We start from the raw sequence: 18,757 nt of genomic DNA on the forward strand, positions 1-18,757 counted from the left end.
GCACCGGTGGTAGTGCGCCCCGCACCGCTCGGTTAGACGGTGGTGCGTCGCCGCGGCCGAAGGTTGGCGGGGAGGTACTTGGGGGCCCGGCGGCGGCGGGGAGCGACGTCGCGCCGGGTCGGCGCGGTGTCGGTCGGGTCGACGTCGCCGTACGCGTCGCGCAGCATGCTGACGTTCACGGCGATGCAGTTCAGGACGAGGACGAGCGTGTTCGCGGTGGTTCCGAAGACGTGGGTGCTGTGTCGACGCATGGACCCTCGCCAGTACTTCAGCTGCGAGTTCTGGCTCTCCACGAGGTTGCGGAGCCCGTAGTAGGCGGCCCACTTCGTGGTGCCGTAGACGTAACGCTGCCGCTCCCATGCCGCTTCGGTCGCCGGAACGACCTTCGTCGCGGCGCACATGCAGCGCTCCCCCGGGATGCAGTTGCTGCGCGGGACGTGGTTTCCGAGCCGCTTCGACGGCGGGTAGTTTTCGCAGCGCAGGTGCCCGGCGCGTGCGGGGCCCTTGAACTGCACGTCGCCGTTCGGGAAGCGGCGGTTCGGGACGAACGCCCACTGCGCGCGCTCGTCGTACTTTGCGTGCAGCTCATCGCGTTCCTTCGCCGTGCCGCGCATCTTAAAGCCGGGCAGCTTGCGGTACTTCGTCGGAAGCGATGCAGGGAACAGCGTCCCGTCGAGCCAGAACACGCCTGGCATCGAGTCGGACGGGTGCGGTCGTCGCTGGTTGGTGTGGAGGTCGTGCACGTAGCTCAGTCCGCGAGCGGCGACCGGTGCCGCCCACGACTCGGGTCGGGCCTGGCTGTAGCCGCGGTCGGCGGTGAGGTGGTTGAACTGGATGCCGCCGTGCAGCGAGTCGAGCAGGTCGAGCCCGGCCTGCGCCTTGTAGCTGCCAGCCGGGCGGACCAGGATGCCGCGGATGAGCGGCACCCAGAACCGCAGGCCTGGGGCTCCGGCGTCCACGAGGAGGTGTGCGTCGTAGCCGTTGAAGGCGTTGGTGGCACGTCCGTCAGTTCGGGTGCGCCAGCCGACGCGGGCCTGCAGGTCTGCGCTGACGATCTTGCGGCCGTCGAGGTGGCCAATCTTCGGCCACTCAATGGGGTTCTCGTTCCACTCCCGGTTGGGGGTGTCGTCGTCTGGGGTGTACTCGTCGCGGCTGTCCGGCTTGGCGGTCCAGGCGCGGGCCCGGGCGTGAGTTTCGATGTCGGTGGAGTCGATCGCCTGCACGGGCGTCCACGGCAGGGAACGCTTCCATCCGGGCAGCGACCAGGAGCCCGCGAGGAGTGCGTTCGCGAATGCGTCCAGGCTCAGCAGGTCCGGTCGTCGGACGCTGGTGACGGTTCCGTCGACGTCGATCCGCCGGTCGCTGATCTCCGTTTCCAGTTCCTCGTGCAGCGCTTTGAACGTGGTCTGCAGGTTGAAGTAGGTCCAGCGTCCCGGCAGTCCGAGGCGTCGCTGCTGGGGCGGGGTGAGGGAGTGCACCCATCGGGCGATGTCCGCGATCTTCACGTCGCGCTTGGGTTCCTGGACCTTGAACGCGATGCTCGCGGCGAGCGTGGCGGCGTAGCCGACGTTGCGGGCTCGGCCCGGTGTGGTGCGCTCCAGTCGGTCGAGGACGGGGCTGAGGCCGGACTGGTTGATGATGTGGAGCGCGCACGTGACCGCTTCGCGGTTGTCCATGCGGCGGCCGGTCGGGAGGTAGGAAGGCATCGGGTTGAACTCGGTGTGGTTCGTCATGCGGTGGTTCCGGCGAGTCGGCGGGCGACGTCGGCGGGTTCCTTTCTGGTGAGGTGCGGGAGAAGGTGCGCGAAGCGCAGGTCGGTGACGCCGGCGACGTCGGCAAAGTCGGCCAGGCCGATGCCCTCGTTGAGGATGGCGACCATCCAGGTGGTGCGGAGCCGTCGCAATTCCAGGGGCGGTGACCAGGACGGGATCTCCAGCAGAGACTTGATCCGTGACAGCGGGTCGCGCTGATGCGGCCTGAACGGGCCGAGCAGCGGCTCATCGGGGTGGTCGAACGCGAGTCGGAGTACTTCGCCGGCATGCTGGCGACGCACGGGAACGACACGCTCTCGGTCGCCGCGGACGTGCACGAACACGAGCCCGTCGCAACGCTCGACGTCGGAGCCTCGGACACGTTCCAGCTCCGGTCCGCGGAGGCCAGCCCCCAAGCCGAGGCAGACGGCACCGCGGCACGCACGCCGACGACGCTCTGTGGCCTGAATGTCGCTGAGGCTAATTAGGTGGCGCTGCTCTGCCACCGAGTACGGTTCCGCTGCCGTCGGCTTCTTGTAGCGCGGATCCGCCGGCGGCCATGCTGCTCGCCGTGTGATCGCACGGCCGACCAGACGCAGCGCGGCGCGCTGCGTCGAGCGGGAGTGCTCGTTCCGTGTGGACAGCTCGGTTGAGATGTACCACTCGACGTTCTCGGGGGTGAACAGCCGCTCGGGTTCCAGCGGAATCTCGCGATCCCTGGCAAATCGGGCGAACTGGCACACCGCGAACATGGTCTTGTACGCGGCGGTTGGCGTCTCGGGCTCAGCCCGCGCCGCCCAGGCCACGAGACGGCTCCGCTGCGTCTGGAACCAGGTCGCCCAGGACGATGAATCGCAACTCGTTGTGCTTCACACCGGCACCGTGATGCATCGCCAGCGCTGCGCGCATGTACCGCGATCGCCGGGCCGTGGCCTGATTGTCCGCTGCCGCGCGGTACCAGTCGATCTCTGACTGTGAGTACGGGACGCTGAGCTTCTCATCCTTGGGCGCGGTGAGCTTCGGCGTCCATGGTGCGCGCTTGGTGGCGCCCACACCAACCCGGCGGATTGCCCACTTCACCGTGACGAACGTGTTCGATACCCACTCCGCCCGAGCACCCGTCGAGAGGTACTCCTCCAGCCGGTCCGGCGTGAACACCGCTTCCACATGCTCGGGAAGGTCCTGCTCGTGGGCCCACAGCACGAACGGTGCCACGGACCGCAAGAGGCGAAGCGCGTCGCCCTCATCCTGCGGCTTGGCACGGAGGACGGCGTTGATTGCAAACGCCGACCCAGACGCATCCCAGTAGGGCGCCGCATCGCGCGGGCGGTATGCCGCCAGCGCCTCGTGAATCTGGGTGAGTGCAGCAGGTTGTGTGCTCATGCTGAGAACCACCGTATTGCTCCGCACCCAAATCCGATCGTGGAGCGCCGCCCGGACCGGCGACCGCCGGATCCGGAGCGACTGTATTGTCGGCAATCCGAGCAAGGCGCGGCGAACGGAAGGCAGCGCCCGGATGCGAGTGGTGCCCGCAGTGGCAGGAGCGAAGGCTGAGGGGTAGGTTGATATCGAGTCTCGTCGGGAGACTCGAACGATTCGCTCCCTATCGGAAGGGGCAACACGATGCCGCTCAGCAGGCTCGCCGCAGAGTTCGCCGCGGAGATCAGAAACCACGACTGGTCCGACGCGCCTTACCGCCGCGACCGCGCCGGACACGACCGGTCGCGAGAAGGCCGAAACGGCCCCCGCAGTCCGCAACTTAGCCCCGCAGAAACTGGGGCGGTGCGAACAAACGTCATGTGGGTCACCGCACAGGTTCTGCTGCACGCGGACCCGAACCTGGACCTCCTCGAATTCGCGAAGGAATGCGGCGTCGAACCCGACTTCCTGTTCCGCAGCAGCGGCAAGCCCAGTGGAAGCTTGTGGGCCGGCATCCGAACCGTTGACGGGCAGATCGCACGCCCCGGCTCCTGGCAGGTCGACAAGTGAACCCCGCGACTCAGCTGGCGGATCCCGCGTCGACTGTCGCGCAGCTGCAGTTCGGTCCGGACCTGTGGTGGCAAGCACCACTACTGGCACTCCTCATCCTGCTCGGGTCCGGCGCCGGCAGCGTTCTCGCCGAACGGGTACTCCCGTCACGAGCCGAGCGAGCCAAGACGCTCCGGACCGGCGCAACGGAAACCCTCGACGCCGTGCAGGCGTTCCACGAAGAGATTTACCGACAAAACGCCCTGCCCCTCACCACGGACGATGACGCCGTCGCGCTGATCCGCCTCGGTTCGAAGGCACTCATCGGAGCGGCGAAGACGGGAGATGACGGCGTCCGCGCGGCGGTCAAGGAGTACGTCCTCGTCGGCCGCAAGTGGGCTGTGAACGCTCCTGGACCGAAGTACTCAGCAGTCGCCGTCGAACGGCACTACGACCACACGCTGACGACCGTCGCGAAGTTCATGCGAAAGCACCGCTGACTAGACCGAATACTCTTCCGTCATCGTCGCACGCCGCAAACGCCTGAAGCCCAGCTCCTGCGCCGAAGCAGCCAAGTAGTCGAAGAAGTCATCCGGGCCCGAGTACACCACTACCTCACCGACTGAAGCGTCGACGAGGCGAACGAGCAACTGATCCGAAAACGACGACGACGCATCGATCATGTTTTGACCGAGCAGACGAACCGTCGCTCCCGCTACTTCAACCAATTTCGGCTCAATGAGATGGTCCGCAGCGTGACGCGTGCCAGCCAAACGCGGAAGCTGCACTGGAACTACGTGATCGACGACTGCTCCGTTCACTTCAGCTCACCTCGCTCGTCGTAGTACTCAACGTTCATCCTGTCACCGTGCCCCATCGAAAAGTGGTACGACACCTTCGAAAACGGAACCCGCAAAAGGGTTCCGCGAAGCTGCGGACCGCAGAGGACTTCGCGTCCTTGGAGACCATAGACGCGCCGGAAGACACCACTATCGTACCGCCGAGTCCCGCAAGCAGACCAGACAGCACTTTCAGTCCACCCCGGCGGCCAGACCCAGGCACGCTACTCACCCCACCCAGCGCCATCTGCAACGCCTCACCATCGGACTTCGCCCCGAACGGCCGCAAGTTCTCCAAGAACCCACGCCCCGAGTCCGCGACCGCGAAACGGAGCGTCGGAGTAGTCCCCCAGTCCCGCGTCCGCTGCGCAGCCAGGAACCCGTTCGACAGACCTGAATGCAGCTCAACGTTCTCCCCCGCCTCACTCAACGAGCGGTACAACGCACGCGCGTACTTCCCGTCAGTCGGTGCCACCGAGTCGTGAATGTGCTGGGCCAAGCGCTCCATGCTCGACACAGAGTCGAACGAGTGCAACTCCATCAGATTCGAATTGTTACGAGACGGAACGAACGGCAGCGTGTGCGCGACCCCCAGCTCATCGAGCCGATCCCCCAGCCGCATCCGATTCAGGTACCCCGCCTTGTTCCGATCCGCCGGCGGCACGAACGCGACGAGAAGACCATCCCGACACTGCCGATCGATGAAGGCAAGCACGCTCACCCACCCAAACGGCGTGAACCACTCCGCACGACTGAGATCCACCGGAGCGACGCCATCCGCACGCGATCGCATCACCGCACGCTGAACTGCCGCAGAGTCACACCTCGGACCCAGGATGAGATCAGGCACGATGCTCCCCAGAGAGAAGCACAGGGCCAGATCCGCGTAAAATCGGGGTAGTACGGCCGCCACCACACAGGTCACGCGGAATATCACGCGTGCTCCCCCGCAACCACGCCCCCTCGTGATCGCCGCCAGAATCGGCAAGAACGACCCTGACTCCTCAACTAGCAAGAGCCAGAGTCGTTAACTTGCCGGAGTGCGGAGACGGAGGGATTTGAACCCTCGGTCCCCTCAAAGGGGACTCCACCTTAGCAGGGTGGTGCACTCGGCCTGACTATGCGACGTCTCCGTGCGCTCTCGCGAGCGCGTGTCCCACCATACAGGAGGACGAGCGTCCTCTCGACCTCGGCGCCACCGGGCTGCGCGCGCCTTCCTGTCCACCGGACGCCGCGACTCAGCGAGCGCAGGAGGTCGGGTCCCCTGAAGTGGGGACAGGTGGGGGTTGTCGGGTCGTACCCCGACGCCTAGCATCGACGGGACGCGGACATCACGTTCCGGGGGCGTCCTCTCCCCCGTCACCGCGACACAGCACCAGGAGTCGTCCCCCCTTCTGCCGAGCCCGACGCACCCGACCGCGGCGGCCCGGAGGGGACGGCCAGGGGGCGCGGACCCGGTCCGCGCCCCCGCTCTGGGTGCCCCTCGGGCCACCTCCGCGCTTCAGGCAGCGGAGCGGAACCGATCGGGCAACGCGATGAGGTCCTCGGCCAACCCCAGGAGCTCCGACGCGCACACGTCGAGCTGCGCACGCTCCGCCGCAGCAGCAGCCCGCTCGACCTGCTGCACCCGACCACGCCGCCCGACGACGGCATCGATCCCGTTCGCCACCGCGACGTCGTCGGTGAAGAACGTGTCGAGCACCGCGCGCTGCGCCACGAGCCAGTCGGCGCTGACGATCGCACCGCGACGTCGCAGGTACCACGCACCGATCTCGACGAGTGCCCCGGCCTCGGTCAGGCAGGACCGGAGCACATGCGCGTCGAACGGCTCGTCGACGCCGTGGCATCCGGGCGCAGGGTCGGCGATCATCGCCCGCGCGACCCGGAGCCGCTCGACCATCTGCCCGACGGACCACGGCGCGACCACGACGCCGACGTAGCGCTGCACGCTGACGAGTCGCAGCGACTCGAGCGGCACGAGGGCTTCGCGCACAGGCGTCCGGGAGACCTGCATGTCCCGCGCGATGTCGTCGAGTCGGAGTCGCTGCCCGCGGCGGTAGACCCCGCGCAGGACGTTCTCGAGCAGCTTGAGGAAGACGGCGTCCCGCAGCAGGCTGCGTCTGATGCCGTTCGGGTCGGGGACCCGGTCGTTCCCCGAGGACGATGACCGATCCATCGCCCCAGGGTCACGCACGACGACCACCGGGTGCTCCGGAGGCGGGCGACCGGTGGAACGATCCGGTCGGTGTCGGGATGTGGAGGAGTGACATGCCGAGACCCTCCCAGCGGGAGGGCCTCCGCGCTAAACATCACGTATACGAAATCCTACTTCTTGGACGCGTCGGTGAGGACCGACAAGGGTTGGGTGATGTCCTCCAGCCCCTTGCGCGCCGCATCGACCCCGAACACCAACGCCACGACCCCACCGGCGATCATCACCGCCGACCCGAGCAGGTACCCCCAGAACAGCGGCTCACGTGACGATCCGTCCCCGATGAACGCGCCGTAGATCGCGGGCGCGACCGCACCGAAGATCTGCGCGAGGGCGAAGAAGTACGAGATCGCCTGCGACCGCAGTTCGAGCGGGAAGATCTCGCTCACGGTGAGGTAGGCGCTCGAGGCACCGGCCGATGCGAAGAAGAACGAGACGCACCAGAACACGACCTGCACCGTGGCGCTGATCGCGTCCGCTCGGAACAGGAACGCCGAGGTCGCCAGCACGAGCCCGGACACCAGGTACGTCAGGAAGATCATCTGCCGCCGACCCCAGGTGTCGAAGAAGCGACCGAGGATGATCGGCCCGAGCAGGTTGCCGATGGCGAACGGGAAGAAGTACACCGACGTCTCCGAGGTCTTCAGCCCGAAGAAGTTCGTGAGCACCAGCGCGTAGGTGAAGAAGATCGCGTTGTAGAGGAACGCCTGCGTGATCATCATCGTCGCGCCGACCAGGGTGCGGGTCGGGTACTGCTTGAGCAGGACCCGCGCGATGGTGAGGAACCCGACCTTGTCGAGCGGGGTGACGGTCATCGCCTTCGACCGGTCGACGTCGGGCAGACGGTGGCCCGTGCTCTTCTCGACCGAGTCCTCGATCTCCGACACCGTCCGTTCGGCCTCGTCCTCGCGTCCGTGCGTCATCAGCCAGCGCGGACTCTCGGGGATGTGCCGCCGCAGGAAGATGATCGCGATGCCGAGCACCGGGCCGAGGAAGAACCCGATGCGCCAGCCGATGTCCTCCGCGAAGATCGACGGGTCGAGCAGGTAGATGTTCGCGAAGGCGCCGAGCGCGGCACCACCCCAGTACGTGCCGTTGATGGCGATGTCGACGTGCCCACGGTACTTCGAGGGGATGAGCTCGTCGATCGCCGAGTTGATCGCCGCGTACTCACCGCCGATGCCGAGCCCCGCGATGAACCGGAACGCCGCGAGGAACCAGAAGTCCTGGGCCAACCCCGCGATGCCCGATCCGATCAGGTAGATCGCGAGCGTGAGGATGAAGAGCTTCCGGCGCCCGAGGCGATCGGACATGCGCCCGAAGACGAGGGCGCCGACGACCTGCCCGACCAGGTAGATGGTGCCGAGCAGCGTCACCTGCTGCGTCGACAGGTCGAGGTCCGCCTGGAAGCCGGCGTTCGAGACGATCTGGATCTCGAGGCCGTCGAGGATCCAGGACACCCCCAACCCGACCACCACGCTCCAGTGGAACCGTGTCCACGGCAGTCTGTCCATCCTGGCGGGGACCAGGCTCGTGATCGCCCCGTTCGTCGTACTGCTCACGAGAGCGGACCGTACTCCGGAGATTCCAGGCTGGTTCCCAGTGCTAGTGCAGCTTTACGTCCTCACAGATTCAGGGAGTCGTGCAAAACGGACGGGAGGCGCGGTGCGGCCCGGCCCCGCGCCTCCCGTCCGCCTCGCACCGGCGCGACGCGCGACGTCACGGCCGCACCCGGCGCGCGTCCGGCTCGGTAGCGTGGCCGCGTGCCGCTGCAGAACTCGACCGACCGCATCCTGACCACGCACACCGGATCACTCCCCCGGACGCCCGAGCTGACCGCGCTCCTGGTCGCCCGCGACCAGGGGAAGCCGTTCGACGCGCAGGCACTCCGCGAGGAGACGTCCGCCGTCCTCGCACGGACCGTCCACGCGCAGCTCGACGTCGGGATCGACGTGGTGAACGACGGCGAGGTCCCCCGCGTGGGCTTCTCGACGTACATCCGCGAGCGTCTGACCGGCTTCGGTGGGTCAGGGCACCGCAAGCCCACGCTCGACAGCGTGAAGTTCCCGGAGTACGCGGCGTTCCAGGCCCGGCAGATCGACGAGGGTGCCGAGTTCGCCCGCGTGTGGGACACCCCGGTCGCCCAGGGCCTGCTCGAGTACGACCAGGAACGCGCCGGCATCCGCGAGGACCTCGACGGCTTCGCACGCGAGCTCGACCGGAACGCCGCCGCCGGCCGCACGCCCGCCGGGACGTTCATCTCGGCCGCGACGCCCGGCATCGTCGCGACGACCCTGCTGCTCGACGAGGGGAACCCGCACTACCGCGACCACCGCGAGTACGTCTTCGCGCTTGCGGAGCAGCTCCGCGTCGAGTACGAGGAGATCGTCGCACGCGGGCACGTCCTGCAGCTCGACGCCCCGGACCTCGCGATGGAGCGCGTCATCCACTTCGGGGACGCGCCGCTGGACGAGTTCCTCGCGGCCGTGGACCTGCACGTCGACGCCCTGAACCACGCGCTGCGGAACATCCCGAAGGAGCAGACCCGCCTGCACGTCTGCTACGGCAACTGGCAGGGGCCGCACCAGGACGACGTCCCGGTCGACGTGCTGCTCCCCCACCTCTACCGAGCCGAGGTCGGATCCTTCAGCATCCCGTTCGGCAACCCGCGGCACGCGCACGAGTTCCCGGCTTTCCGCGACCTGCCGCTGCCCGACGGCGCGGTGCTCGTACCGGGTGTCATCGACGTGACGACGAACTACCTGGAGCACCCGCAGCTCGTGGCGAACCGGATCGTCGAGGCGGCGGAGGCCGTCGGCGACCCCACCCGGATCGTCGCGGGGACGGACTGCGGCCTGGCCACGTTCGCGAGCTACGAGTTCGTCGCGTCGGACGTCGCGTGGGCGAAGCTCCGCGCGCTCGTCGAGGGCGCCGAGATCGCGTCGCGCCGCCTGTTCGGCTGACGCTGCCGCCGCCCCGTCCCAGCACGTTCGGCTGCGAGACGCCAGCGTCGGCACGAGGCGCACCCGATGCGGCGAGACGCCGCCGGATCCGGGGGCGTTCCGCGTGGTCGAGGGCGTCTCGCGGTACACGGACGCGGGCCGTCACCAGGCGGACGGGAGGCGCGCGGCGGGGCTGCCATGCGCCTCCCGTCCGCATGTCGGTGCGCGGGCGTAGCGTGCGGACCGTGACCCGACCAGACATCCACACGGTCGGCGAGCTCCGCGCTGCTGGGCACGTCCAGAAGTCGGTCCGCGCCGAGATCCGCGACAACCTCCTCCAGGCCCTGCGCGAGGGCCGCGACCCCTGGCCCGGCCTGCACGGGTTCGAGACCACCGTCATCCCCCAGCTCGAACGCGCCCTCATCGCCGGGCACGACGTCGTGCTGCTCGGCGAACGCGGGCAGGGCAAGACCCGCCTGCTCCGCACCCTGCAGGGGCTCCTCGACGAGTGGACCCCGGTGATCACCGGCTCCGAGCTCGGCGAGCACCCCTTCGAACCGATCACGACGGCGAGCATCCGTCGCGCCGCGGACCTCGGTGACGCCCTGCCGATCGCGTGGGTGCACCGCGACGAGCGCTACGTCGAGAAGCTCGCGACCCCGGACACCAGCGTCGCCGACCTGATCGGCGACGTCGACCCGATGAAGGTCGCGGAAGGGCGCAGCCTCGGCGACCCCGAGACGATCCACTTCGGCCTGATCCCCCGCGGTCACCGCGGCATCGTCGCGATCAACGAGCTCCCCGACCTGGCGGAGCGCATCCAGGTCGCGATGCTCAACGTGATGGAGGAGCGCGACGTGCAGATCCGCGGCTACGTGCTGCGCCTGCCGCTCGACGTGCTCGTCGTCGCGAGCGCCAACCCCGAGGACTACACGAACCGCGGTCGCATCATCACCCCGCTGAAGGACCGCTTCGGCGCCGAGATCCGAACGCACTACCCGATCGAGCTCGCGGACGAGGTCGCGGTCATCCGACAAGAGGCCCAGCTCACCGCCGAGGTGCCGGACGCCCTGATCGAGATCCTCGCCCGCTTCACCCGCGCCCTGCGGCAATCGAGCGCCGTCGACCAGCGGAGCGGCGTCAGCGCACGCTTCGCGATCGCCGGGGCAGAGACGATCTCCGCCGCGGCCGTGCACCGTGCGGCGCGGCAGGGTGAGGAGCACCCGGTCGCCCGGCCGATCGACCTCGAGACCGCGGTCGACGTGCTCGGCGGCAAGATCGAGTTCGAGAACGGTGAAGAGGACCGTGCCGACGAGGTCCTCGAGCACCTGCTCCGCACCGCGACGGCCGAGACCGTCCGCTCGCGCTTCCGCGGGATCGACTTCGGCGTGCTCGTCGAGGCGCTCGACGGCGGCACGATGGTGACCACCGGCGAGCAGGTCAGCGCGCGGGCGTTCCTCGAAGGGCTGCCTTCCATCGGTGAGTCGGACGTCTACGACCAGGTCTGCGAACGGCTCGGTGCGACCGACGACGGCGAGCGGGCCGGCGCGATCGAGCTCGCGCTCGAGGGGCTCTTCCTCGCCCGGCGCATCAGCAAGGAGTCGGGGGGCGGCGAGGCCGTCTATGGCTAGTCGGCAGAACCGCCGCCTGACCCGTGACGCCCGCTACGGCAGGTACGAGGGCGGGCCCGATCCGCTCGCTCCCCCGGTCGACCTGTCCGAGGCGCTCGACGCCATCGGCGAGGACGTCATGGGCGGCACCTCGCCCGAGCGCGCGCTCCGCGAGTTCCTGCGCCGCGGCGGTCAGACCCAGCGCGGACTCGACGACCTGATGCGTCGGGTCGCCGAACGTCGGCGCGAGCTCACCAGCCGGAACAACCTCGACGGCACCCTGCAGCAGGTGCAGCAACTGCTCGACGAGGCCCTGCTCGCCGAACGCGGTGAGCTCGCCCGGAACGTCGACCTCGACGACGGCGACCGCGCACTGGCCGAGATGCAGCTCGACAGCCTCCCGCCGTCGCCCGCGAGCGCCGTGCAGGAACTGAACGGCTACGACTGGAAGAGCCGGACGGCCCGGCAGAAGTACGACGAGATCAAGGACCTGCTCGGGCGCGAGGTCCTCGACCAGCGCTTCGCCGGGATGAAGCAGGCGCTCGAGAACGCCTCCGACGAGGACCGCGCGGCCGTGTCGGCGATGATGCGCGACCTCAACCAGTTGCTCGAGGACCACCGACGCGGCATCGACACGCAGGAGCAGTTCGACGCCTTCATGGCGCAGCACGGGCAGCACTTCCCGTCCGACCCGGAGAACGTCGAGGAGCTGCTCGACGACCTCGCCGCACGGGCCGCGGCCGCGCAGCGCATGCGGAACTCGATGACCCAGGAGCAGCGGGACGAGCTCGACGCCCTGGCGCAGCAGGCGTTCGGCTCGCCGGACCTGATGGGCCAGCTCGGGCAGCTCGACGACAACCTGCGCGCGCTCCGTCCCGGCGAGGACTGGGGCGGTTCGGAGCGCATGGACGGCGAGCAGGGCCTCGGCCTCGGCGACGGCACCGGGGTGTTCCAGGACATCGCCGACCTCGACGCCCTGGCCGAGCAGCTCGCGCAGTCCGGACCGGGGTCCGACCTGGCCGACCTCGACCTCGACGCCCTGCAGCGCCAGCTCGGGGACGAGGCAACGGTCGACGCCCGCACCCTGCAGCGGCTGGAGCAGGCACTCCGCAACTCGGGCGCGGTCAAGCGCGGCTCGGACGGACAGCTCCGTCTGACCCCGAAGGCGATGCGGCAGCTCGGCAAGAGCCTGCTCAAGGACGTCGCCGAGCGGATGTCCGGGCGGCAGGGTGCCCGCGACCTCCGCCGGTCGGGTGCCTCCGGCGAGCCCTCCGGTGCGACCCGCCCGTGGGCGTTCGGCGACACCGAGCCGTGGGACCTCCCCCGGTCGATCACGAACGCCCTCGTGCGCTCCGCCGCGGACGGCAGGTCCGGGCCCGGCGTCCGCCTGACGATCGACGACGTCGAGGTCCAGGAGACCGAGGCGCGGACGCAGGCCTGTGTCGCGTTGCTCGTCGACACCTCGTTCTCGATGGCGATGGAGGACCGCTGGGTGCCGATGAAGCGCACCGCCCTCGCGCTCCATACCCTGGTCAGCACGCGGTTCCGCGGGGACGACCTGCAGCTCATCGCCTTCGGGCGCGAGGCCGAGGTGATGGACGTCGACCAGCTCGTCGGCCTCGACGCGCAGTGGGACAAGGGAACGAACCTGCACCACGCGCTGCTCCTGGCGAACCGGCACTTCCGGAAGCACCCGACGGCCCAGCCCGTGCTCCTGGTCGTCACCGACGGTGAGCCGACCTCGCACCTCGAGCCGAACGGTCAGGTGTGGTTCGGCTACCCGCCCGATCCGGTGACGATCGCGCTGACGGTGCGCGAGCTGGAGAACGCCGGTCGGCTCGGCGCGCAGACGACGTTCTTCCGGCTCGGCGACGACCCCGGGTTGGCGCGGTTCATCGACGCGATGGCTCGGCGGGTGGACGGATCCGTCGTGGCGCCCGAGAACGACGACCTCGGGGTCGCCGTGGTCGGCTCGTACCTCGGTGCTCGTCGTGGCGGCGCGTCCCTGTTCGGCGACGACTGGTCGGGGTAGACGCGACCGGCTGACGGACGGGAGGCGCGGTGTCGGCCGGCACCGCGCCTCCCGTCCGTCAGAAGAGCGGCCAGGGGACGGCGGGGCCGTGTCCGGGCGGCGGCGGGAACACCCCGACCGCCCGCAGGGCGGCGCAGCGGGCCCGCAGGTTGTCGATCTCGCCGCGGGTCAGGTGCTCGGCGAGCGCGACGCCGAGGTCCCCGCGGAGCGCCTCGGACACGCGGTCGAGCCCCTCGAGCTCGTCGGGGTCGAGCGGCTCCCCGATCCAGCCCCACAGGACCGTGCGGAGCTTGTGGTCGACGTGGAACGTCAGCCCGTGGTCGACGCCGTAGCGGTGGCCGTCGGGCATGGCGAGCACGTGCCCGCCCTTGCGGTCCGCGTTGTTCACCACCACGTCGAACACGGCCATCCGGCGGAGCGCCGCGGTGTCCTCGTGCACGAGCGTGACCGGCTGGTCGTGCTCGTCGATCGCCTCGAGCACGGGCAGCCACGGAGTGCCATCGGCGTCGGCCTCGTCGGTCGGCACCAGGTCGACGGCGTCCTGCTCCGGGTCGACGTCCTGCCAGCGCTGCACCATGCCGGGGCCGAACGGACCGTCACCGAGCCACGTGGGCGGCACGATGCCCCATCCGAAGGCCTCGGAGACCAGGTGGGCGGCGACCTCACGACCGGCGAGGGTGCCGTCGGGGAAGTCCCAGAGCGGACGCTCCCCCTCGACGGGCTTGTACACGACGGACTCGCCGTCGAGGTCGGCGAGGAAGGTGGCGTTCGACGCCTCGCGGATGCGCGCCCGGATCGTCAGCGGGCCGTCGTACCGAGGTGCGGCGGGGCTCATGCGGCGGGGCTCATGCGTCGCCGGGCCGTCGACCTGCTGCGACGACCTCGCGCGTGCGTTCGACGAAGGCCCGGGCACTGCCCACCGGGATCTTCACCTGGAAGACCTCGGCCGGCTCGGGCATCTCGACGACGGCCTCGACCTCGTCACCGTCCTCGTTCGTCTCCGTGACGATCTCGAGCTCGTCCTCGATCGGGTACGCCTCGATGACCACCTGCGCGGTCGCCGGGTCGAACCCCAGGCTCAGCGCGCCCGCGCGGAACTCGGGCTCCACCGGCTGGTCGAGCGGAGCGGCGTCACGGAGCTCGGACGGTGCCGCCGGCGGGACGCTGAAGCGGTTGTCCTCGACGGTGGCGACCTCGTCGAGGAGTTCGGCGACCTTGTCCGCGAGCACCGCCGACTGCTCCTTCTCGAGCGCGACGCTGGTCACCCGCTTGCCGTCGCGCGCCTGCAGGTAGAAGGCACGCTCGCCCGGGCGGCCGACCGTCCCGACGACGAGACGTTCCGGCCAGTCGAAGCCGTGCACGATGGTGGGCATGACCCGATTGTAGGAGCGTCCGGCTCCGTCCGTTCAGGGTCGCGCGGTCCCCGGCTCGCCGTCGCCGGACGCTCCGGCTGCCGGTCGGGGCTCGCCGTGTCCCGCGCCGCCGCCGACCGCCGCGTCCCCGGTCGGGGCCGGTGCCGCGGCCAGCCAGGACAGGTCCCCCGAGTCGGTGTTCGTCGCGACCACCTCGGGCCGGTGCTCGCCGTAGCGGACGACCGAGACCGACGCGGGGCCGACCGCGATCCGCTGGAACAGGTCGAGGTGCATGCCGAGCGCGTCGGCGAGCACGGACTTCACGATGTCGCCGTGGCTCACCGCGACCCACACCGCGGTCGGACCGTGCGCGGCCTCGACCTCGGCGTCGATCCGGCGGACCGCGGCGACGGCCCGGGACTGCATGGTCTGCATGGACTCCCCGCCCGGGAACACCACGGCGCTCGGGTTCGCCTGCACCGTCCTCCAGAGCGGCTCCTGCGCCAGGTCCGCGAGCTTGCGACCCTGCCAGTCGCCGTAGTCGGCCTCGGTGATCGCCCGTTCGACGCGCACGTCGGGGCGGCCCTGCTGGCGGGCGAGCAGCGCGCGGGCGGTCTGCCGGCAGCGTTCGAGCGGGCTCGTGACGAGCGCGGCGAGGGGGATCGGCGCGATGCGCTCGGCGGCACGGTCGGCCTGCTCGCGGCCGACACGGTCGAGGGCGACCCCGGCGGTGCGACCCGCCAGGACGCCGGTCGCGTTCGCGGTGGTGCGTCCGTGCCGGACGAGGAGGACGGTCGCCATGCGGTCGATCCTAGGCATCTCGCCCGTGGGTCCACGGAGCGGATGGCGGACAGTGGTCGGCTAGGCGCCGGAGATGCACGAAGATGGAGCGGTGCTCGTCTCCATCGTCTACATGAGCCGCTCCGCGGTGCCCTTCGACGACGACGCGCTGGCCGAGCTCCTGCGCGAGGCACGGCTGCGGAACGAGGCGCTCGGTGTCTCCGGGCTGCTCGTGGCGAAGGGCGGGCGCTTCATGCAGTTGCTCGAGGGCCCGGCGTGGAGCGTCGACGACCGCTTCGGTGCGATCGCGCGCGACCCCCGGCACGGCGAGGTGAAGTCGCTGATCCGCGAGGACATCGAGCGCCGACGCTTCGACGGCTGGTCGATGGCCTACCGATCGCTCGACGACCGCGACGTCGCGACGGAGGAGGGCTTCAGCCCGTTCCTGTCCGGCACGATGGACTTCGCGCCGGAGTTCGACGGCACGAGCGCCGCGTGGCTGCTCAAGTGGTTCCGCGACCGCGAGCTCACCGACCGCTGACGCCGGCCGCGCCGCGCTGCGGGCCGCCGACCGCTGACGCGGCTCCGCCTGACGCGGTCCAGCCCGGCGCGGCTCAGCCTGCCACGTCGAAGGTGTCCGCGACCACCTCGAGCAACCGGGCCCGGTGCGCCGGTGCCGCGGTCGCCTGCACGACCACCCGCCACATCACGGCGACGGCCGGGTCGAGGTCCGCACGCCCGCTCCGCACCTCGGCCACCAGCTGCACCCCGGTGAAGTAGGGCACGACCGATCCACCGAGCTCCTCCGGGGTGAGGTCGGTCTCGAGCTCCCCGCTGCCGATCGCGAACCGGAAGACGTCGACGATGCCGCCGATCCACTGCTCGTAGAACGACGACGTGGCTCCGGAGAACTCGCCGCGCTCGAGCGACAGCCGGATGCCCGCACGGACGATCGGGTCGGTGCGGAGCAGGTCCGCGATGTGCTTCGACGCACCGATCAACGCGGCCAGCGGCGAGGTGGTGTCGTGGTGCACCTCGGCGAAGGTGCGGGCGTTCTGCTCGTCGATGACCCCGAGGGCGAGCGCGAGCTTCGTCGGGAAGTGGAAGTGCAGCGTCCCCTGCGCGACGTCGGCGCGTCGGGCGACGGCCGCGATCGAGGTGGCGGCGAAGCCGACACGGTCGAACTCCTCCGCCGCGGCCACCAGGATCTGCTCACGTTTCCCCACGTGACCAGTCTCGCGGACGCCAGGCACGGGGCGGGCCGGCACCGTGCCTCCAGTCCGAGGGTGGTCGCGTCGCCGTGGACGACCGCTAGGCGGCGTGACGGGCCAGGGTCATCCGCTCCTCGGGGACGTCCTGCAGGTCGCGTCCGCGGAACCAGCGGAGCAGCCAGTCGGCCGGCGAGCCGGCCAGGTCGGCGGGCAGGCCGGAGCGCTCGGTGAGGAAGGTGCTGAAACCGGGCTCCTCGCGGACCTCGAGGTCCGAGGGGTTGCCGAACGCCATCGACCAGCCGTCGAAGCGGCGGGTGTCGATGTCCTCGCGGGAGAGCGACTTGACGCCGTGGTGGCGGGTGTCGCGCTCGATCGCGGCGAAGCGGTCCTCGACGCTCCAGGACGGACCCTCGAGCACCTGCATGAAGCGACCGCCCTTGGCGAGCAGGAGGCCCGAGACACCGAGCGCGTCGTTGCGCAGGCGGGCTTCACGGAGCATGGCGACCAGCTGGTCGTCGGTCATCTCGTCGACGGCGACGGACATGTACACGAGGGAGGTGAGTTGTGTCATCGGCGCCAGTCTGTGTCCTGCTGCGGCGGAGGGTCAACGCGGTCGTCCGCACACCGCAGTCGGGTGCGGTGTGCGGACGATCGACGCCGGGACGCGGGCCCCGGCACGTCGGCTCAGGTGAGCGCGAGGAGCGTGTTCACCTGCTCGTTCACGCCGGTCAGTGTCGAGACCGGCTTGCCGTTCGCGTAGATGTCGTCGAACGCCGGCTGGACGAGCGCCTGGACATCTGCCGGGTTCCGCGTGACCGGGAACAGGAACGTCGTGCCGTCCGCCACCTGCTCGGTGAACGCGGTGACGTCGAGCCCGCGCTCCCGGAAGGCGGCGACCGCGGCGTCGGTCCCCGACCGGCGGGCGGGGAAGACGATGCCGGCGCGGCCGACGATCTCCTGCGCCGCGGCGCTCCCGAGGAACGCGACCCACTTCGCCGCGGCCTCGGGGTTCCGCGCCTGCTTCGTGATCGAGTCGCCCAGGCCGTTGAACATCGACGCGCGGTGGCCGATCGGTCCCCTGGGCGTCGGGGCGATGGCGACGTCGACGCCCTGCAGGTTGGCGTACGCGCCGATCATCCACGAGCCGTTGAACGACAGCGCGACCTTCCTCGACCCGAGCTGCACGTCCGGACCGGTCGTCGTCGAGAACACCCCGTACTTCGGCATGTAGCCCTTCTCGGCGAGCCCGAAGTACCAGGAGATCGTCTTCTGGAAGGCGGGGTCGTCGTAGCGGAACTCGTTCCCCCACGGGTTCTTGTTCGTGTAGAACCAGTCGATCGAGCCCGTGAACGGCGACCACTGCGTCTGCCCGAAGCCGTCGCCACCGCTGCCGTTGGCGCTCATCCCGTAGACCGCCACGTCCGACCTGTCGAACCCGGGCTCGTCCCCGCGCCGTCCCTTGCCGTCGACGGTCAGGTGCGCGATCGCCTTCTCGAAGGTCCCGCCGTCGTCGGGGTTCCACTCGAGGGCGGCGAGGTCCTCGGCGGTGTACCCGGCCTTCGCGATGACGTTCCGGTCGTAGAACATCGCGATCGTGTCCCAGTCCTTCGGCGACCCGTACCGGTGGCCGTCGCGGCCCTTCCAGAGCTGCGCGAGGCCGGACTGGTAGTCGTCGTCGCGGATCGCGCTCGTCGCCTCGAGCTCGTCGAGCCGGTACAGCACGTCCAGGTCGGCGAACTGCGGGAACTTCGACAGGTGGTCGGTGAACACGTCGGGCGCGGTGCCGGCGATGAACCCGGCGGTGAGCTTCGTCCAGTAGTCGTTCCAGCCGAGCTGCGTGATGCGGATCCTGATGTCCGGATTCTCGCGCTCGAACGCCTTCGCGACGGCCTGGTAGGCGGGGAGCTGGTTGGCGTCCCACAGCCAGTAGGACACGGTGCCGGTCGCACCACTGCGGGGGTTCGGCGTGCTCGGTGACGAGCAGGCGGCGAGGGCGCCGAGCGCCAGGGCCGAGGCACCGCCCGCGAACAGGGCGCGGCGGGAGATGGAGTGCGTCATGT

General features: G+C 69.8%; 19 protein-coding genes and 1 tRNA gene. 6 read left to right on the forward strand and 14 right to left on the reverse strand.

The genetic code is table 11. The features are described 5' to 3' along the window. Positions 1–32 precede the first annotated feature (32 nt). Genes LCG91_RS12530 through LCG91_RS12540 form a run of 3 tightly spaced genes read right to left on the reverse strand, consistent with a single transcriptional unit; the run spans position 33 to position 3,134 of the window. The gene (locus LCG91_RS12530) at positions 33–1,733 is read right to left on the reverse strand and encodes a transposase (protein ID WP_224441573.1); all 1,701 of its coding nucleotides are present in this window, start codon (positions 1,731–1,733) and stop codon (positions 33–35) included. After that, on the reverse strand, positions 1,730–2,557 hold the full coding sequence (locus LCG91_RS12535; protein WP_224441574.1) for a site-specific integrase: 828 nt from the start codon (positions 2,555–2,557) through the stop codon (positions 1,730–1,732). Before LCG91_RS12535 ends, LCG91_RS12530 begins: the two co-directional genes overlap by 4 nt. After that, on the reverse strand, positions 2,535–3,134 hold the full coding sequence (locus LCG91_RS12540; protein WP_224441575.1) for a hypothetical protein: 600 nt from the start codon (positions 3,132–3,134) through the stop codon (positions 2,535–2,537). Before LCG91_RS12540 ends, LCG91_RS12535 begins: the two co-directional genes overlap by 23 nt. Before the next feature lie 240 nt (positions 3,135–3,374). Between LCG91_RS12540 and LCG91_RS12545 the strand changes: the two genes are divergently transcribed. After that, positions 3,375–3,740, forward strand: coding sequence for a hypothetical protein (locus LCG91_RS12545; RefSeq protein WP_144805035.1), 366 nt, complete (start codon positions 3,375–3,377; stop codon positions 3,738–3,740). 203 nt (positions 3,741–3,943) lie between these two features. After that, entirely contained in the window at positions 3,944–4,219 is a 276-nt protein-coding gene (locus LCG91_RS12550) for a hypothetical protein (protein ID WP_224441576.1), read from the forward strand. Here LCG91_RS12550 and LCG91_RS12555 read toward each other — a convergent pair whose 3' ends face one another. The 5 genes from LCG91_RS12555 to LCG91_RS12575 form a co-directional block, all read right to left on the reverse strand. Further along, positions 4,220–4,540, reverse strand: coding sequence for a hypothetical protein (locus tag LCG91_RS12555; protein WP_224441577.1), 321 nt, complete (start codon positions 4,538–4,540; stop codon positions 4,220–4,222). Positions 4,541–4,574: 34 nt separating this feature from the next. Next, positions 4,575–5,273, reverse strand: coding sequence for a hypothetical protein (locus LCG91_RS12560; protein ID WP_224441578.1), 699 nt, complete (start codon positions 5,271–5,273; stop codon positions 4,575–4,577). A gap of 328 nt (positions 5,274–5,601) precedes the next feature. Beyond that, positions 5,602–5,691: transfer RNA gene (locus LCG91_RS12565), tRNA-Ser, on the reverse strand. Positions 5,692–6,059: 368 nt separating this feature from the next. Next, positions 6,060–6,734, reverse strand: coding sequence for a GntR family transcriptional regulator (locus LCG91_RS12570; RefSeq protein ID WP_153001763.1), 675 nt, complete (start codon positions 6,732–6,734; stop codon positions 6,060–6,062). A 149-nt stretch (positions 6,735–6,883) separates the two neighbouring features. Further along, the gene (locus LCG91_RS12575) at positions 6,884–8,332 is read right to left on the reverse strand and encodes an MFS transporter (protein WP_318010435.1); all 1,449 of its coding nucleotides are present in this window, start codon (positions 8,330–8,332) and stop codon (positions 6,884–6,886) included. A 201-nt stretch (positions 8,333–8,533) separates the two neighbouring features. Here LCG91_RS12575 and LCG91_RS12580 point away from each other — a divergent pair, with 201 nt between their 5' ends. The 3 genes from LCG91_RS12580 to LCG91_RS12590 all read left to right on the forward strand — a co-directional run bounded on the left by LCG91_RS12580 (position 8,534) and on the right by LCG91_RS12590 (position 13,354). Continuing rightward, a complete protein-coding gene (locus LCG91_RS12580) occupies positions 8,534–9,733 on the forward strand; it encodes a cobalamin-independent methionine synthase II family protein (protein ID WP_224441579.1) in 1,200 nt (399 codons plus the stop codon). A gap of 194 nt (positions 9,734–9,927) precedes the next feature. Next, positions 9,928–11,343, forward strand: coding sequence for an AAA family ATPase (locus tag LCG91_RS12585; RefSeq protein WP_224441580.1), 1,416 nt, complete (start codon positions 9,928–9,930; stop codon positions 11,341–11,343). Continuing rightward, positions 11,336–13,354, forward strand: coding sequence for a vWA domain-containing protein (locus LCG91_RS12590; RefSeq protein ID WP_224441581.1), 2,019 nt, complete (start codon positions 11,336–11,338; stop codon positions 13,352–13,354). The genes LCG91_RS12585 and LCG91_RS12590 overlap by 8 nt, the downstream gene beginning before the upstream one ends. A gap of 58 nt (positions 13,355–13,412) precedes the next feature. Here the strand turns inward: LCG91_RS12590 and LCG91_RS12595 are convergent, their stop codons facing one another. The 3 genes from LCG91_RS12595 to LCG91_RS12605 are packed head-to-tail and all read right to left on the reverse strand — an operon-like array spanning position 13,413 to position 15,507. Then, a complete protein-coding gene (locus LCG91_RS12595) occupies positions 13,413–14,189 on the reverse strand; it encodes an SCO1664 family protein (protein WP_224441582.1) in 777 nt (258 codons plus the stop codon). Between the two features lie 10 nt (positions 14,190–14,199). Next, entirely contained in the window at positions 14,200–14,727 is a 528-nt protein-coding gene (locus LCG91_RS12600) for a DUF3090 domain-containing protein (RefSeq protein WP_058749661.1), read from the reverse strand. A gap of 33 nt (positions 14,728–14,760) precedes the next feature. Then, positions 14,761–15,507, reverse strand: a complete 747-nt coding sequence (locus tag LCG91_RS12605) for an MSMEG_4193 family putative phosphomutase (RefSeq protein ID WP_224441583.1) — start codon at positions 15,505–15,507, stop codon at positions 14,761–14,763. Positions 15,508–15,580: 73 nt separating this feature from the next. Between LCG91_RS12605 and LCG91_RS12610 the strand changes: the two genes are divergently transcribed. Continuing rightward, positions 15,581–16,027, forward strand: a complete 447-nt coding sequence (locus tag LCG91_RS12610) for a BLUF domain-containing protein (RefSeq protein ID WP_082687539.1) — start codon at positions 15,581–15,583, stop codon at positions 16,025–16,027. 73 nt (positions 16,028–16,100) lie between these two features. Here LCG91_RS12610 and LCG91_RS12615 read toward each other — a convergent pair whose 3' ends face one another. The 3 genes from LCG91_RS12615 to LCG91_RS12625 form a co-directional block, all read right to left on the reverse strand. Then, positions 16,101–16,712: a ScbR family autoregulator-binding transcription factor gene (locus tag LCG91_RS12615; protein WP_058749658.1), complete on the reverse strand. Its 612-nt coding sequence runs from the start codon at positions 16,710–16,712 to the stop codon at positions 16,101–16,103. An 85-nt stretch (positions 16,713–16,797) separates the two neighbouring features. Continuing rightward, positions 16,798–17,268: a BLUF domain-containing protein gene (locus LCG91_RS12620; protein ID WP_058749657.1), complete on the reverse strand. Its 471-nt coding sequence runs from the start codon at positions 17,266–17,268 to the stop codon at positions 16,798–16,800. Positions 17,269–17,381: 113 nt separating this feature from the next. Beyond that, on the reverse strand, positions 17,382–18,755 hold the full coding sequence (locus LCG91_RS12625) for an ABC transporter substrate-binding protein (protein ID WP_058749656.1): 1,374 nt from the start codon (positions 18,753–18,755) through the stop codon (positions 17,382–17,384). Positions 18,756–18,757 lie beyond the last annotated feature (2 nt).

This window comes from Curtobacterium sp. TXMA1 (genome assembly GCF_020162095.1).
GTDB lineage: Bacteria > Actinomycetota > Actinomycetes > Actinomycetales > Microbacteriaceae > Curtobacterium.

What these genes read in the sequence shown, in the direction of transcription:
- LCG91_RS12530 (WP_224441573.1), bottom strand. Translation starts at nt 1,733, where the DNA reads ATGACGAACCACACCGAGTTCAACCCGATGCCTTCCTACCTCCCGACC.
- LCG91_RS12540 (WP_224441575.1), bottom strand. Translation starts at nt 3,134, where the DNA reads ATGAGCACACAACCTGCTGCACTCACCCAGATTCACGAGGCGCTGGCG.
- LCG91_RS12545 (WP_144805035.1), top strand. Translation starts at nt 3,375, where the DNA reads ATGCCGCTCAGCAGGCTCGCCGCAGAGTTCGCCGCGGAGATCAGAAAC.
- LCG91_RS12570 (WP_153001763.1), bottom strand. Translation starts at nt 6,734, where the DNA reads ATGGATCGGTCATCGTCCTCGGGGAACGACCGGGTCCCCGACCCGAAC.
- LCG91_RS12585 (WP_224441580.1), top strand. Translation starts at nt 9,928, where the DNA reads ATGTCGGTGCGCGGGCGTAGCGTGCGGACCGTGACCCGACCAGACATC.
- LCG91_RS12590 (WP_224441581.1), top strand. Translation starts at nt 11,336, where the DNA reads ATGGCTAGTCGGCAGAACCGCCGCCTGACCCGTGACGCCCGCTACGGC.
- LCG91_RS12595 (WP_224441582.1), bottom strand. Translation starts at nt 14,189, where the DNA reads ATGAGCCCCGCCGCACCTCGGTACGACGGCCCGCTGACGATCCGGGCG.
- LCG91_RS12600 (WP_058749661.1), bottom strand. Translation starts at nt 14,727, where the DNA reads ATGCCCACCATCGTGCACGGCTTCGACTGGCCGGAACGTCTCGTCGTC.
- LCG91_RS12605 (WP_224441583.1), bottom strand. Translation starts at nt 15,507, where the DNA reads ATGGCGACCGTCCTCCTCGTCCGGCACGGACGCACCACCGCGAACGCG.
- LCG91_RS12610 (WP_082687539.1), top strand. Translation starts at nt 15,581, where the DNA reads ATGCACGAAGATGGAGCGGTGCTCGTCTCCATCGTCTACATGAGCCGC.
- LCG91_RS12620 (WP_058749657.1), bottom strand. Translation starts at nt 17,268, where the DNA reads ATGACACAACTCACCTCCCTCGTGTACATGTCCGTCGCCGTCGACGAG.
- LCG91_RS12625 (WP_058749656.1), bottom strand. Translation starts at nt 18,755, where the DNA reads ATGACGCACTCCATCTCCCGCCGCGCCCTGTTCGCGGGCGGTGCCTCG.